Origin of the sequence: Micromonospora sp. NPDC051141, from assembly GCF_044455765.1 — a bacterium.
Classification (GTDB): Bacteria; Actinomycetota; Actinomycetes; order Mycobacteriales; family Micromonosporaceae; genus Micromonospora.
On sequence record NZ_JBITFD010000003.1, the window covers coordinates 638,221 to 651,561 of the forward strand.

Below are 13,341 nucleotides of genomic sequence, written 5' to 3' on the forward strand. Positions count from 1 at the left end.
GAAGAATGTCCCACCTCACCGCAACTCCGCTCGACGACGAGGAACCGCAGCGCGCCCAACGCACGTCGCCACTCACGGCCGCCGCGACCGCCCTGCTGCTCATCATCGCGGCGCTCGTCGCCACCACCGAACCCGCGCAGGCCGCCTCCGGCTGCCGCAGCGCCCCCTACAGCGCGAAGTTCGGCATGCACGACCCATTCGGCGAATTCCAGGGCATCGAAGACGCCTACTTCCCGCGTTCCGGCAGCTACCGCACCACCAGCCAATGCCGAGACATCCAGGTCAAGAACACCGGCGGCGGCGGCGCCTGGGGAGCCCCCTTCTGGGCCTGCGTCGTCTGGGTCGGCCGCGCAACCTGCGCCAACGGCTGGACCTACGTCCCACCCGGACAGTGGCGCAACCTCGCCACCAACGTCAAAGACGGCACTCGGTTCTACCTGTTCATGCAGACCAACCTTGGCACCTACAACGCTGCATACGGGGTCGGTGAATGGTGACTCATCCAACGATTACGCCGTCGGACCGTATACGGTCGCTCGGTGATCGGAGGGCAGCGTCGGGACTGGAGTCCCGTGCTGCCCTCCGGACAGCCGCCAAGACCCTGCGACCGGATTGCAAAGTTCGCGGCAAGACCGTCGTAATCACGGGTGCCAACACTGGAATCGGCTTCCAAGCCGCTCGGCAACTCGCCGCAGCAGGAGCCACAATCGTCCTGGCCTGCCGCCACCCGGGCAGGATGGCAGATGCCGCTCGTGCCATCAGATCCGAGCACGCCGGAGCCACCATCGACGAGGTCACCATCGACCTCGGAAGTCTCCGCTCCGTCGAAGCAGCGGCCAACATCATCACTGACAGGCACCCACACGTCGACGCCTTGATCAACAACGCAGGAATGACCGGCGGACCCGGATGGCAAACTCTCGACGGCGTGGAGTCCTGCTTCGGCATCAACCACCTGGGCCACTTCGCCCTGACCGGACTTCTGCTGGACCGGCTACTGGCCGCCCCGGAAGCCCGAATCGTCTCCGTCAGCAGTACCGCTCACCGCTTCGCTCGCCTCGACCTTCAAGACTGGCCACACCCACGGATCGATGGCATCTACCGCACCTACGCAGCGAGCAAACTGGCAAACCTTCTCTTCGCTCATCACCTCCACCGGCGAATCACTGCAGCCGGAGTTTCATTGCGCAGCATCGCCTGTCAGCCAGGCTGGGTAGCAACCAAACTTCTTTCCTCGCGGCCCCGAGATGTCCGACACCGAGCAAGCGGGGCGGCTTTACGCGCGATCGGAGCGTTCATCGCGCAGCCCCCGGAGGCAGGTGCACGGGCGCTGTTGCTTGCCGCCGCAGCAGACGTTCTATCTGGGACGTACCTGGGGCCGACCCGATGGTGGCGCACACGAGGCCCCATTGGGCCCGAGAGGCCTAGCGATGGAGCCCGTGATATCGACGCTGCACGTCAGCTCTGGGATTTGTCAGTAGAGCTGTCCGGCATCAACTTCGCATTACTTGCCGAACCTGCCGGTTGAGAGAAGATTCGGAAAATTAGACGTAAGACATCGCAACCCAGGAACATCACCCACATCCTAGGACGCCTCGGAAGGTATACAAAAGTTCGCAAGTCTTCCAGGTTGCCAGTTGACGATATAGCTTCGCGAAGAGATGTTGATGCTTTCGAAATCGACCAAGTCGATAAGAAGGGGGAAAGTCAATGGGTCTGCGATCGGAGTCTGCACTTGAAGACGATGCTGTCAACTCTGCGCAAGGGTTACCTCTGCCGCGGCTTCTAAAAACCCCACCTCAACGGGTATCTATTGCTCGGTGACCCCGGTCGATGTCCACGGTCGTCTGGCGGACCGCACCGCCATGCGGGCTCTCGGTTGGCGGCCTAACCTACCAATAAGTCTTGCCTGGCAAGAGGGCATCGTGATCGCAGAAGCGTGTGAGGAGGCGGCATGGAAAATCACGCAGCAAGGCTATTTGCTCCTTCCGTCGTCCATTCGGCGGAGTTGTGGCATCGGACCCGCGGAGCGCGTCTTAGTTTGCGCCTACCCCACCCGTCGGTCGCTCGTAATTTACACCATGGGGCTCCTTGAGCGGACGGTCGATGTGTACGAACGACAAACCAGATCGGGGTGAAATGGCATGAACCACGAAAGTTCAGGAGGCAGCGAGGATCTTATGGCTGCTCGTCTCCTCTTGAATCGACTAGGGGTAACGCCCGAGCAGCTTCTATCGGCCCAGCGTCCAGTTCGCTCGATGCCCACGTTCGCCGAATATATCGAACTCGTATCCGCAGCAGTGACTCCCGGCACACGGCGGGTCTACGGTACCTATTGGAACCGCGTGCGAGATGTCTGGGGAGACAGGCGCCTCGACGAGCCGAGTTCTTCGGATATCAAACGGTTTGCAGCGCAGATGAGAGAGCAGGTCGTTCTTCGACGCAATTCGCGCGGTGGCCGAACAGCCGCCGAGCACCTCATCGCGTCGCTCAGGTGCATCTACTCGTACGCGGTTGCCGACGGGCTTATACCTGAGTCAAGCAACCCCGCGAAGCGCGTGCCAAAGCCGCCGCGGCTCGCCAGCACCAGGCGCGCGCTCTCCAAGAAGCAGCTCGGCCTAATCAATGATGTGGCCACTACAACTGGGAATGACCCTCATCTCGATGGTGTCATTCTGCGCCTTCACATCGAGACAGCGTGCAGGCGCGATGGAGGGCTTTCGCTACGTAAGGCAGACCTCGACGCTGAACAGTGCCTCGTGCAACTACGTGAGAAGGGGGAGACAGTACGATGGCAGCCTATTTCTCCCATCTTGGCCGACCGCCTCGGCCGGCTTGCTGTGGAACGGGGTTGCAGCGACGACTCCGACAAGCTGCTCAGGTATAGAAACGGGGCGCCTGTTACTCGTCGTCGCCACGATTATCTCTGGCAGCGTTTAGGGAAGCACCTACCTTGGGTCAGGGCGCAACAGATTAGCACTCACTGGCTGCGGCACACGACCCTTACTTGGGTAGAGCGCAGATTCGGATACGCCATAGCCCAAGCGTATGCAGGCCATAGTGGCCGATCCGACGTAACCACGACTAGTACCTACGTAAGAGCGGACGCTTACGAGGTAGCTCGTGCGCTGGCGGCTTTAACAGGTGAGTTGCATCCGATGCTGTCCATGGCTCGGACATTCGGGCACGAGGTGGGTGAGGGGATGGGAGCGCTGGGCGGGGAGCCGGCGTCGGCCGGACGGAGTGATTCACCTCTGCTGTAACGCATTCCGTGCGGCGTACTACCACCTTGCGCTTCCCATTCCTGGCCTGGTAGATTCGCCGCATGAACACCCATGCTAAGCATGGGAGCTTCAAATGTGGGTTCAAGTCCCCCCTCGGACACCAACACGTGTGGAGATCCACGCGAGATCAACTCCCCTCGCGTGGGGATGCCGTCCGCGACGGTTCATTTGTGCGCCCGGACGTCAGGAGTGGCTTCCGCCTGCGCTGACACCGCTGCGTCAGCCCTGGCGGGGGCCTCGGTGAGTTCCGGCCGCCCGCGTCCCCGCCGGCCCGACGAGCAGCTCGTCGAAGCGCTCATTCCCACCCCACTGTCGGTCGCAGCGCCGGAGCCGGCGCCGCTGCCGACATTGCCCGCGCCCACCGCCCATCGTGGCGGTGGCGTGCTGTTCGACGTGGGCCGCCCCGACGCCGCCGGCCGGGTCACCGCTCGTGCACTGCTGCGGGCCTTGGGCTGGACACCGGGCCTCGCGCTGCACGTCGACGTCGTGACCGGCGCCATCCTCATCACCCCGGCCGCCCACGGTGCGCATGTCGTGGGCACCCGCGAGGAACTGCCGCTGCCGGCCGCCGCCCGACACCTGTGCGGCATCGCCCCCGGCGAACCCGTGCTCCTGGCCGCCCTGCCCTGCCGCAACCGCATCGTCGTGCACCCCTCACACACCATCACCGCGGTCCTGACCGACCTGCACGCCCGCATCCTCGGAGAGCCCTCATGACCACGGATCCCGATCGTGTCGCCACCGCCCGAGCGCTCCTTGAGCATCTCGGCCTCACCGCATCCGACCTCACCGCATCCGACCTCACCGGCGCCGACCCGCCGACCGTGCCGACGGTCGCCGAGTACCTTCCTGCTGTCGTCGCCGCGGCGAGCCCGGGCACCCGACGCACCTACGGCAGCTCCTGGCGACGGATGGCCGCCGCCCTCGGCGATCGGCGCGTCGACGCGGTGCGCGCCAGCGACCTCGAAGCCCTCATGCGACAGGCCGCCGCCGGCGCCCGCCCTCGGCGCAACTCCCGCGACGGCCGGCACGCCGGCGAGCATCTCGTCGCCGCAGCCCGTGCCTTCTACAACCGCGCCGTCGCCGACGGCTACCTGACCGCCATGGACAGCCCCGCCCATCGGGTCCGCAAACCCCGCCGGTTGCCGAACACCCGCCGCGCCCTCACCCCTGACGAGGTGTCCGACATCAACGCCGCCGCCCGCAGCGGCGGCAACGACATCGTGCTCGACGCGCTGCTGTTGCGCCTGCACACCGAAACGGCATGCCGACGCGGCGGCGCCCTCGCGCTGCGCCTGATCGACCTGGACACCGACCACGCGCTGATCCGCCTGTCGGAGAAGGGCGGCACGCAACGCTGGCAGCCCATCACCCCGATGCTCGCCGAGCGCCTCGCCGACCACGCCCGGGCCCGTGGCGCTGCCGCACCAACTGACGCCCTGCTGCGATATCGCAATGACCGATCCGCCACGTACCGGCGCTACGACCTGCTCTGGGCCCGCATCGGCCGACAGCTACCGTGGGTCGCCGCCCAGGGCATCACCACGCACTGGCTGCGCCACACCACCCTCACCTGGGTGGAGCGCCACTCCGGCTACGGTGTGGCCCGCGCCTACGCCGGACATACCGACCGCCAGGGACCCGCCACCACCACCTACATCAAAGCCGACCTGCACGCCGTCGCCACCGCCCTGGCCGCCCTCACCGGGCAACCCCACCCACTGGCTCCCGAGCAGCAAGACCGCCCACGGTCTTAGGCGTCGCATGTGGAGCCGCCGATCCAGTGACGTGATCGGTGCGAGCGCCACGATCCCGAGTCACAGTCGAGGCCGCTGGAGCCGATGACCGACGCGGCATGTCAGGCTCCCGTGGGTGCGCGCCAGGCTGAACGCCGAGGTGAGCTTGGCAGTGACCAGCCATGTCCACGGCAACCGGCCTGCAGCCCAGGGCGAGATTTCGTCTTCAGCCTCGGGCTCGTCGACGAGCCCGAACCACGCCATCACCGCTGATACGCGGAAGAGCCGCCTCAGCAGATGGCGGCCCATCCGGTCAGCCCGCGGGGTGCCGGCGAGCGGATCGGTCGTGCTCAGCTCGGTTCGTCGTTCGTAGGGGCTGTCTCGCGCATCGTGTCTGAGGTGCCGGTCAGTGACGGCGGCAGGCTGAGGGCTGCCTAACCTGCGGGGGCCCCGGCGGAGCCGATGCCGTAACCGCACGACGTCCATCGCATCGGCCCACAGCGTTGACGTGGTGAGCGGTCGGGGTCAGCTGGTCAGGTCGCGGCGGTTGAATGCCGCTACTGCGACGGTCAGCAGGACTGCGGTGGCGGCGGTGAGGATGGTCAGGTCGGCCCATTGGAAGCCGTTTCGCAGGGGTTCTCCGCCGATGTAGTAGTGGAATGGGGAGGTGTAGCGGAGGGCGTCGGCGCCGATCTGGCTGGCGAGGGTGCTGGCGGCGTAGGTGAGGACGGCGATGCCCGCGGTGGCGGCCAGGGCGGTGGGTCGGCTGCCGGTTGCCGCGCCGACGGTGATCGCGACCGTCCCGAAGACGATGATCAGCAGGGCCAGGGCGAGACATTGGGCGGTGAACTGGCCGACAGTGATGCTGTCCAGTTGTGCGCCGGGCCGGATGGCCAGCATGGCCAGCAGGACCACCACCGCGATGAGGATGGCGCCTGCGGCGAGCGCGGCGAAGCGGTGCAGCAGCAGCCCGGTGCGGCTGACCGGGTGGGCGAGGAGCAGGTCGAGGTAGCCGGCTTCCTCGTCCCCGGCGATGGCGCGGGTGCCGGTGGCAATGCCGGAGATGACGGCGACCAGGGGCACGATGATGCCGAACACGCTGGAGCCGAGATAGCCGGCAGCGGAGGAGAGGTCCTCCATCCGCAGCGCCTCCCGCAGCCCGGGGGAGAAGCCTTGGACGGTTTGTCCCATCGCGCCGTCGGCGACCTGGGGGTAGAAGCCGGCATACATCGCCCCGAGCAGGGCGGTGCCGGCGGTGAAACCGGCCAGGCCCCGCCGGCCGTTCCACAGCGTCTTGGTCAGCAGGCTAGGCATGCGTGGTCTCCTCGCTCGCGGCGTCGGCCTGGTAGTAGGTGAGGAACAGCTGTTCCAGGTCGGGTTCGGTGGCACGGAGGCTCGCGACCCGCTGTTGGGCGAGTACGCGGATGAGCCCGTCGGGGCTGCCGGCGAGGCGGAACCTCGCGGTCGGGCCGTCGACGGTCAGGCCAGTCACCTCCGGCAGGGCGGCGAGTGCGGTTTCGTCGACCGGGTCGGCGAAGGTGACCTGGAATTCGTGCACGCTGCGGTCGCGGAGGCGAGCCACCGTGTCAAGGGCGACGAGCTGGCCGTCGCGGATGATGCCGACCCGGTCGGCGACCGCCTCGACCTCGCTCATGATGTGCGAGGACATGAACACGGTCCGCCCGTCGGCTCTGGCTTCGCGAACCAGGTCGAGGAACGTCTGCTGCACCAGGGGGTCCAGGCCCGACGTCGGCTCGTCGAGGATCAACAGCTCGGGGCGGTGCATGAATGCCTGTACCAGGCCGATCTTCTGCCGGTTGCCCTTGGACAGCGTCTTGATACGCGCCGTCAGATCCAACTCCAGCCGCCCGGCCAGCTCGCCGATACGGGACTTCGATACGCCTCCGCGCAGGTCGGCCAGAAACGTCAGGCACTCACCGACGCGCTGTCGGGGGTTGACCACGAAGTCGCCAGCGAGGTATCCAATGCGTCGGTGCAGCGCCACTGCGTCGCGGCGCGGGTCGTGCCCGAACATCAGCGCGCGCCCGCTGGTCGGTCGGATCAGGTCCAGCAGCACGCGGATGGTGGTCGACTTGCCGGCGCCGTTCGGACCCAGGTAGCCGAACACCTCACCCTCGGCCACAGACAGGTCCAGGTTCACCAAGCCTCTGCGGTGGCCGTACGTCTTGGTCAGCTTCTCCAGCTGGATCACATCAGCCATGGCTCGCAGAGTATCGAATGTTCAGAGATTTCTGAAGACTGCAAGATGTTAGGGTTTGGTTGGATCGAGTAGGGGAGGGCACAGATGGCGTTGAGCGATCCGGCGGAGAAGCTTGCACTCACCCTCACCGAGGGCGGACTGCAACGGATGACGGCGCGCGTGCTGGCGGCGTTGCTGTTCACCGAGCAGCAGACGATGACCGCCGGCGAGATCGCGGACACCCTCGCCATCAGTTCCGGCAGCGTGTCCACCGCCATCAAGTCCCTCGCCACCGTCGGGTTGATCGAACGAGTGCCCGCCCCGGGCAGCCGCCGCGAGCACTTCCGGCTCCGCGAGGGCGCGTGGGCCATCCTCATGTCCGGCCAGAACGCGATGATCAGAACCATGCGGGAAGCCGCCGAGGAAGGCATCACCGTCACAGGCGAAGGCAGCCTCGCCGGAGCCCGCCTCGCCGAGATGCGCGACTTCTACGACTATCTCTGGCGGGAACTGCCGGCGCTTATCGACAGATGGCGGGACAAGAAGGACGACCAGTAAGTCTCTACTGCGCGCCGACATGGTGCACCACGGGATCCTGGCCGGTTTGACGTGGTGACCGAGTGAGGCCACGCAGCTGGAGAGTGATCATTGCCCCTATGAGCGGACCGGATCTTCGGGCGGAACCCGAGATGCAGGGTGAGGCAGGTCGGCGGTTGGCCCGGTCGGCGAACTGGGAGCGGCTCACCGCAGCACCGTTGACGGTGTTGTCGATGCTCTTCCTCGGGGTGTACGCGGAGCCGATCCTGCATACCGATCTGGCGCCGGTGTAGCGGGACGCCTGCGCCGTGACGTCGGTCGTCATCTGGTTGCTGTTCTGGGGCGACATGCTGGTGCGCCTGAAGCTGGCAACCGATCGGCGTCGGTTCCTGCGGGGCCACCTGTTCGACCTCGCCGTGCTGGTACTTCCGGTGTTGCGTCCCTTGCACGCCGTGCGGCTGATCATCGTGGTGTTGACGATCAGCCGGCGCACGGAGGCGTGGGCGCGGGGCCGACTCGCCGTCTACGTCGCCACCACCACCGCTCTGCTGGTTCTGGTGTCCGCGCTCGCGGTGTTGGATGCCGAACGGTCCGGTGCCGATCCGAAGATTACGTCGTTCGACGACGCCCTCTGGTGGGCGACGGTCACCATCACCACCGTCGGGGACGGCGACCACTACCCGGTTACCGCGATGGGACGGTTCGTCGCGCTCGGGTTGATGATCGGAGGGATCGGGCTGATCGGTTTCGTCACGGGTTCGTTGGCGACCTGGATCGTGGAGCGGGTCGCCTCGGCCGGCGAGCAGCCGGCCGCTGCGACGAGCGCGGACGTCGCGGCGCTGCGCGCGGAGATCGCGGCGCTGCGTCAGCACATCGAGGCAGCTGTTCCGAACGGGATCGCGGCGGGGGCGGACAGGCCGGCATCCGCGGCGAGACCATCACCTTGATCGTCGCCGGGCGGATCCGCCGCGTACCCGGGTGAAGCCGGATCGATCGGCGACTTGGTTTCTGTGGGCGATCAGAGCGGTCTCGGCTGCCGTGCCTGCTGATCAACGTTCAACGGGCTGTCGTGCTAGTCGGTGGTGGCGAAGCGTTCGACGTTGTCGATGGTGCCGACGACGAGGATGAGGTCGCCGTAGGCGAGGACGGTGTCAGGGGTGGCGTAGGTGAAGGTGCCGGGTTTGCCGCCGGGTGGGGCGGCCTGTGCTTTGACGGCGACGACCGTGACACCCCACTTGCTGCGGACGCGGGATTCGCGCAAGGGCACGCCGACGACATCGCGGGGTGGGGTGGTCTTGATCACGGCGAAGTCGGAGTCGACCTCGACGTAGTCGAGGATGCGGCCGGAGAGCAGGTGCGCGACGCGTTCGCCCATGTCGTGTTCGGGCGCCACCACGTGGTGGGCGCCGACGCGGGTGAGGATGTTGCTGTGCTGGGCGCTGATGGCCTTGGCCCAGATGTCGGGGATGCCGAGTTCGGCCAGCAGGCTGGTGGTGAGGATGCTGGCCTGGATGTCGGTGCCGATCGCCACCACCGCGCGGTGGAACTCGGCGACGCCGAGTTGCCGCAGGGCTTCGATGTCGGTGGAGTCGGCGGTGATGACGTGCGGCAACTGTCCGGAGAGGGCTTGCACGACCTTCGGGCGGTGATCGATGCCGAGGACCTCGGTGCCCCGGTTGACCAGCTCCAGCGCCAGGGCGGAGCCGAAGCGGCCCAGCCCGATGACGACGACGGGTTCGGTGCGTGTCTCAGCCAACGATCGTCCTTTCCTCGGGTAGTTCGAAGCGGCGGTTGCGGTCGCGCAGCGCCAGCGCGGAGGCCAGGGTCAGCGGACCGACCCGGCCGGCGAACATCAGCACCACCAGAAGCAGGTCGGCCTGCGGCGGCAGGGAGGCGGTGATGCCGGTGGACAGCCCGACCGTGGCGAACGCGGACACCGCCTCGAACAGCACGACATCGAGCCGGTACGAGGTGGTGGCCAACAACGCGAAGGTGGCGGTGACGACGGCGCCGACGCTGAGCAGGGCGACGGCGAGGGCCTGGCGCTGGTTACTGGCGGGGATGCGCCGCCGCCCGACGTGGACGTGCAGTTCACCGCGCATCTCCGACCAGAGCACGAAGGCGAGCAGCCCGAACGTGGTGACCTTGATGCCGCCGGCGGTGCCGGCGCTGCCGCCGCCGATGAACATCAGCACGTCGCTGGCGAGCAGGCTCTCCGGCCGCATCGCGCCGATGTCGACGCTGTTGAACCCCGCGGTGCGGGTCATGGTGGAGGCGAAGAACCCGGCCAGCAGCTTCTGCCCGCCGCCGAGCGGGCCCAGGGTACGCGGGTTGGTGAACTCGGCGAGGGTGAGCACGGCGGTACCGAGCACGAGCAGCGCGCCGGTCAGGGCCAGGGTGATGCGGGTCAGCACCGACCACAGCGCCGGGCGGCGCCAGCACCTGAGCAGCTCGAACACGACGGGGAAGCCCAGCCCGCCCAGGATGACCGCGGCGGCGATCGGCAGGCAGATCCAGGGGTCGGTGACGTAGCCGACGAGGCTGTCGGCGTGGGTGGAGAAACCCGCGTTGTTGAACGCCGACACGGCGTGGAACACCCCGTCGTACACCGCCTCGCCGAACGGTTCGTCGTAGGCGGTGGCGAACCGGGCGGTCAGCACCACCGCGACGACGGCTTCGCTGGCGAGACTGAACAGCACGATCCGGCGGACCACCGCGCGCACGTCGGTCAGGTCGAGGCTTTTCGTCTCGGCCTGGGCCAGGAACCGGGCCCGCAGGCCGAGCCGCCGGGACAGCAGCACGGTGAACAGCGTCGCGAGGGTCATGATCCCCAGCCCGCCGGCCTGGATGAGCAGCAGGATCACCGCCTGGCCGAAACCGGACCAGTAGCTGCCGGTGTCGACGGTGACCAGACCGGTCACGCAGACCGCGGAGGTCGCGGTGAACAGCGCATCCACCAGACCGGTCCGCTCCCCGGAACGGGTGGCCACGGGCAGCGACAGCAGACCGGTGCCGACCGCCACCGCCGTGCCGAAACCGACGGCGATCACCTGCGCGGGATGCCGCAGCCGGCTGCTGCGCCGCTGCCACGCCGGTGCTCGACCGATCACGTGCCACCGGCGCCATGGCGGCGACCATCAGCGGGGCGCGCCGTTGGTGTGGCCCGCTGGCCGATCCGGGTCATGAACCGCATGCTCTCACGACCTGTCACCGACGAGGCGGGCCGGCCGCTGCCCACGGCCACCGCGTCGACCTGCGGCACGCGCGGCCTACCGCCGCAGGTCGCGTCGCTGGTAGGCGTGCCGGCCGACCATCGCCGCCGTGACCGCCACCGCACCCGTGGCGGCCAGCGCCGGCCAGTCGGGCACCGCCTGCGGCACGGCCGCGAGATGGCGGTACGGCGACAGTGCGCCCACCCACCCCGGCGCGTCGACGCTGTCGGCGACGACCGTGAGCAGGAACCCGCCGGCGGTCGGCACCACGCCCCACGCCACCACGCCGTGCGGGGCGCGGCCGAGGGCCACGGTCGCGGCGGCGAGGCTGAGCAACGCGACCGGCAGCGCGTTCCAGGCGCCGGCGAGTGCCGCCGACAGCGGCAGATTCGCGTCGACCAGGGACGCGCCGAGCCACGTCGCCGTCGCGGCGACGGTGACGAGGACCGCCGCGCCGGCCGCGGTGGTGAGGATCTCGGCGGTGAGGAGTCGGGCGCGGGTGACCGGGCCGGCGTGCAGCAGGGTCAGGCGTCCGCTGGTCTCGGCGGCGGCGAGCGCGGCGAGCCGTACGGCGGTGAACGCGCCGACCGGGATGGCGAGCAGGGCGAACAGCGTCGCGGCGTACCCGCGGACCGTGCCGAGGCCGGCGAAGCCCGCCTGCGCCGCCAGGTCGGCGAAGCGGGGATTGTCGGCGAGGAAGCCGGTCAAAGATTCTGCGAGCGCACCGATCAGCAGGAAGTAGGCGCCGATCCCCGTCGACCAACCGGCCAGCGGCCGTAGCAGCCGCCGGATGGCGAACGTCTCGACCGAGCCGAGCAGCCGCAGCCGGGGTGACCGGCCGGTGGCGGGGGCGAGCAGCCCGTCTCGGACGTCCCGCCGCCCGGCCAGGGCGAGCGCGCCGACGGCCAGCACGACAGCGGTGAGCACGAGGACGAGCAGGGGCGACCACCGGTCGTCCCGGTAGGGGCGGAGCAGCGCCAGCGGACCGTACGGCGGCAGCCAGCGCAACCAGCCGAGGACGGTGACGCCGTCGCCGACCATGCGAGCCATCAGTCCCACGCCGAGGAACGCCAGCGTGGCCCCGGTCGCGCCCGATCGCGTCGGGAAGATCTGCGCGGCGAGGGCCGCCGCCGCGACCGCCACCAGCCCGGCGGACGCCAGGCCGGTGGCGTGCACGACCGCCCCTCTGGCCGGGGTGCCGACCGCGGTGAGCGCCACGGCGAGCGTGATCCCGATCAGGATCATCGCGGCCGTCGGCACCGCGAGGTGCCGGCCGAGCAGCACCCTCTGGCTCACCCGACCGGCGAGCAGGAGATCCCACCGGCCGGCCTCCTCCTCGCCCCGGGTCACGCGGGCGGTGACCAGCGTCCCCCACACCGACAGCAGCACGGCGAGGACGACGCCGGTGCGCCAGACCGTGAACCCGCCGACGGTGTCGAGGGCGACCGGCTCGCCGAACAGCGTGCGGATCGCGGGGTTGCCGGCCAGGACGGCGAGGGCCTGCGCGCCGCCACCGTCGGCGATCGTGCCGGCGTAGGTGGCGGCGACCAGCACCGACATGCCGACCGTCACGGTCAGCACGACGAACGCCCCCCGACGTACCTGTCGGACAGCGAGCCGGGTGACCGCCCGACCGGCGACCGAACGGGCCGGGGGGTGCTCTCCTGTCAGGGCGGTCATCGGGTCGACTCGCCGTAGTAGTCGAGGAAGATCTCCTCAAGGCTCGGTTCCCGCACCGTGAGCGCGGTGACGTCGGCGGCGGCGAGGGCGCGCAGTGCCGGTGCGGGCGGCCCGCTCATGGCGAAGCGGAGCATCCCGCCGTCCTGCGCGATGATCTCGACGCCGGCCACGTCCCGCAGGTCGGGTGCGGGGTCGGTGAACCGGGTGGTCACCTCGGTGCGGTGCAGGCGGCGCAACGCCTCGACGGTGGCGACGTCGACGAGCCGACCGGCGCGCAGGATCGCCACCCGGTCGCAGACCGCCTCGACCTCGGCGAGTTGGTGGGAGCAGAGGAAGACCGTCTGACCGTTGTCGCGAGCGACCGCGACAGCGCGCCGGAACTGGGCCTCCATCAGGGGATCCAGGCCGCTGGTCGGCTCGTCGAGGACCAGCAGCGGGGCGCGGGTGGCGAATGCCGCGACCAGAGCGACCTTCTGCCGGTTGCCGGTTGAGTAGGCGCGGGCCGGGGTGGACAGGTCGAGGGCGAAGCGTTGCACCAGCTCGTCGCGGTAGGCGCGGTCGACTCCCGGCCCGGTGGCGGCGAGCAGTTCCAGGGTTTCCGCGCCGGTGAGCTGCGGCCACAACGCCACGTCGGCCGGCACGTACGCCAGCAGCCGGTGCGCCGCGGCGACGTCCGCCGCGTCGGCGTCGAA

The 13,341-nt window shown here is 68.7% G+C and carries 13 protein-coding genes and 1 pseudogene; 7 read left to right on the forward strand and 7 right to left on the reverse strand.

Annotated elements, in window-relative coordinates; all coding sequences use genetic code 11:
- The first annotated feature begins 5 nt into the window (after positions 1 to 5).
- From ACIA6B_RS08170 to ACIA6B_RS08190, 5 genes are all read left to right on the forward strand, one after another.
- Positions 6 to 497, forward strand: a complete 492-nt coding sequence (locus tag ACIA6B_RS08170; protein ID WP_396772064.1) for a hypothetical protein — start codon at positions 6 to 8, stop codon at positions 495 to 497.
- On the forward strand, positions 491 to 1,528 hold the full coding sequence (locus ACIA6B_RS08175) for an SDR family NAD(P)-dependent oxidoreductase (RefSeq protein ID WP_396772065.1): 1,038 nt from the start codon (positions 491 to 493) through the stop codon (positions 1,526 to 1,528). Before ACIA6B_RS08170 ends, ACIA6B_RS08175 begins: the two co-directional genes overlap by 7 nt.
- Positions 1,529 to 2,417: 889 nt before the next feature.
- Positions 2,418 to 3,263 carry a tyrosine-type recombinase/integrase gene (locus tag ACIA6B_RS08180; protein ID WP_396772098.1) on the forward strand — a complete coding sequence of 282 codons (846 nt, stop codon included), beginning with the start codon at positions 2,418 to 2,420 and terminating at the stop codon, positions 3,261 to 3,263.
- A gap of 261 nt (positions 3,264 to 3,524) precedes the next feature.
- Positions 3,525 to 4,001, forward strand: coding sequence for a hypothetical protein (locus ACIA6B_RS08185; protein WP_396772066.1), 477 nt, complete (start codon positions 3,525 to 3,527; stop codon positions 3,999 to 4,001).
- Positions 3,998 to 5,041: a tyrosine-type recombinase/integrase gene (locus ACIA6B_RS08190; RefSeq protein WP_396772067.1), complete on the forward strand. Its 1,044-nt coding sequence runs from the start codon at positions 3,998 to 4,000 to the stop codon at positions 5,039 to 5,041. The genes ACIA6B_RS08185 and ACIA6B_RS08190 overlap by 4 nt, the downstream gene beginning before the upstream one ends.
- Positions 5,042 to 5,101: 60 nt before the next feature.
- Here ACIA6B_RS08190 and ACIA6B_RS08195 read toward each other — a convergent pair whose 3' ends face one another.
- The 3 genes from ACIA6B_RS08195 to ACIA6B_RS08205 all read right to left on the reverse strand — a co-directional run bounded on the left by ACIA6B_RS08195 (position 5,102) and on the right by ACIA6B_RS08205 (position 7,241).
- On the reverse strand, positions 5,102 to 5,329 hold the full coding sequence (locus ACIA6B_RS08195; protein ID WP_396772068.1) for a hypothetical protein: 228 nt from the start codon (positions 5,327 to 5,329) through the stop codon (positions 5,102 to 5,104).
- Positions 5,330 to 5,545: 216 nt separating this feature from the next.
- Positions 5,546 to 6,334 (reverse strand): ABC transporter permease subunit, encoded by a 789-nt coding sequence (locus ACIA6B_RS08200; RefSeq protein ID WP_396772069.1) that lies wholly within the window; start codon positions 6,332 to 6,334, stop codon positions 5,546 to 5,548.
- A complete protein-coding gene (locus tag ACIA6B_RS08205) occupies positions 6,327 to 7,241 on the reverse strand; it encodes an ABC transporter ATP-binding protein (RefSeq protein WP_396772070.1) in 915 nt (304 codons plus the stop codon). The genes ACIA6B_RS08200 and ACIA6B_RS08205 overlap by 8 nt, the downstream gene beginning before the upstream one ends.
- 84 nt (positions 7,242 to 7,325) lie before the next feature.
- Between ACIA6B_RS08205 and ACIA6B_RS08210 the strand changes: the two genes are divergently transcribed.
- A complete protein-coding gene (locus tag ACIA6B_RS08210; RefSeq protein WP_396772071.1) occupies positions 7,326 to 7,778 on the forward strand; it encodes a GbsR/MarR family transcriptional regulator in 453 nt (150 codons plus the stop codon).
- Positions 7,779 to 7,909: 131 nt separating this feature from the next.
- Positions 7,910 to 8,704, forward strand: a pseudogene (locus tag ACIA6B_RS08215) (potassium channel family protein).
- Positions 8,705 to 8,829: 125 nt separating this feature from the next.
- Here ACIA6B_RS08215 and ACIA6B_RS08220 read toward each other — a convergent pair.
- From ACIA6B_RS08220 to ACIA6B_RS08235, 4 genes are all read right to left on the reverse strand, one after another.
- Entirely contained in the window at positions 8,830 to 9,513 is a 684-nt protein-coding gene (locus ACIA6B_RS08220; RefSeq protein WP_396772072.1) for a potassium channel family protein, read from the reverse strand.
- Positions 9,506 to 10,867: a TrkH family potassium uptake protein gene (locus ACIA6B_RS08225; RefSeq protein ID WP_396772073.1), complete on the reverse strand. Its 1,362-nt coding sequence runs from the start codon at positions 10,865 to 10,867 to the stop codon at positions 9,506 to 9,508. Before ACIA6B_RS08225 ends, ACIA6B_RS08220 begins: the two co-directional genes overlap by 8 nt.
- A gap of 159 nt (positions 10,868 to 11,026) precedes the next feature.
- Positions 11,027 to 12,550 (reverse strand): hypothetical protein, encoded by a 1,524-nt coding sequence (locus ACIA6B_RS08230; protein WP_396772074.1) that lies wholly within the window; start codon positions 12,548 to 12,550, stop codon positions 11,027 to 11,029.
- Positions 12,551 to 12,645: 95 nt separating this feature from the next.
- On the reverse strand, positions 12,646 to 13,341 hold a 696-nt coding region (locus ACIA6B_RS08235; RefSeq protein ID WP_396772075.1), incomplete at its 5' end, for an ATP-binding cassette domain-containing protein.

Coding starts and splice junctions, on each gene's coding strand:
- ACIA6B_RS08170 (WP_396772064.1), top strand. CDS start 6: ATGTCCCACCTCACCGCAACTCCGCTCGACGACGAGGAACCGCAGCGC.
- ACIA6B_RS08175 (WP_396772065.1), top strand. CDS start 491: ATGGTGACTCATCCAACGATTACGCCGTCGGACCGTATACGGTCGCTC.
- ACIA6B_RS08180 (WP_396772098.1), top strand. CDS start 2,418: ATGAGAGAGCAGGTCGTTCTTCGACGCAATTCGCGCGGTGGCCGAACA.
- ACIA6B_RS08190 (WP_396772067.1), top strand. CDS start 3,998: ATGACCACGGATCCCGATCGTGTCGCCACCGCCCGAGCGCTCCTTGAG.
- ACIA6B_RS08195 (WP_396772068.1), bottom strand. CDS start 5,329: ATGGGCCGCCATCTGCTGAGGCGGCTCTTCCGCGTATCAGCGGTGATG.
- ACIA6B_RS08200 (WP_396772069.1), bottom strand. CDS start 6,334: ATGCCTAGCCTGCTGACCAAGACGCTGTGGAACGGCCGGCGGGGCCTG.
- ACIA6B_RS08205 (WP_396772070.1), bottom strand. CDS start 7,241: ATGGCTGATGTGATCCAGCTGGAGAAGCTGACCAAGACGTACGGCCAC.
- ACIA6B_RS08210 (WP_396772071.1), top strand. CDS start 7,326: ATGGCGTTGAGCGATCCGGCGGAGAAGCTTGCACTCACCCTCACCGAG.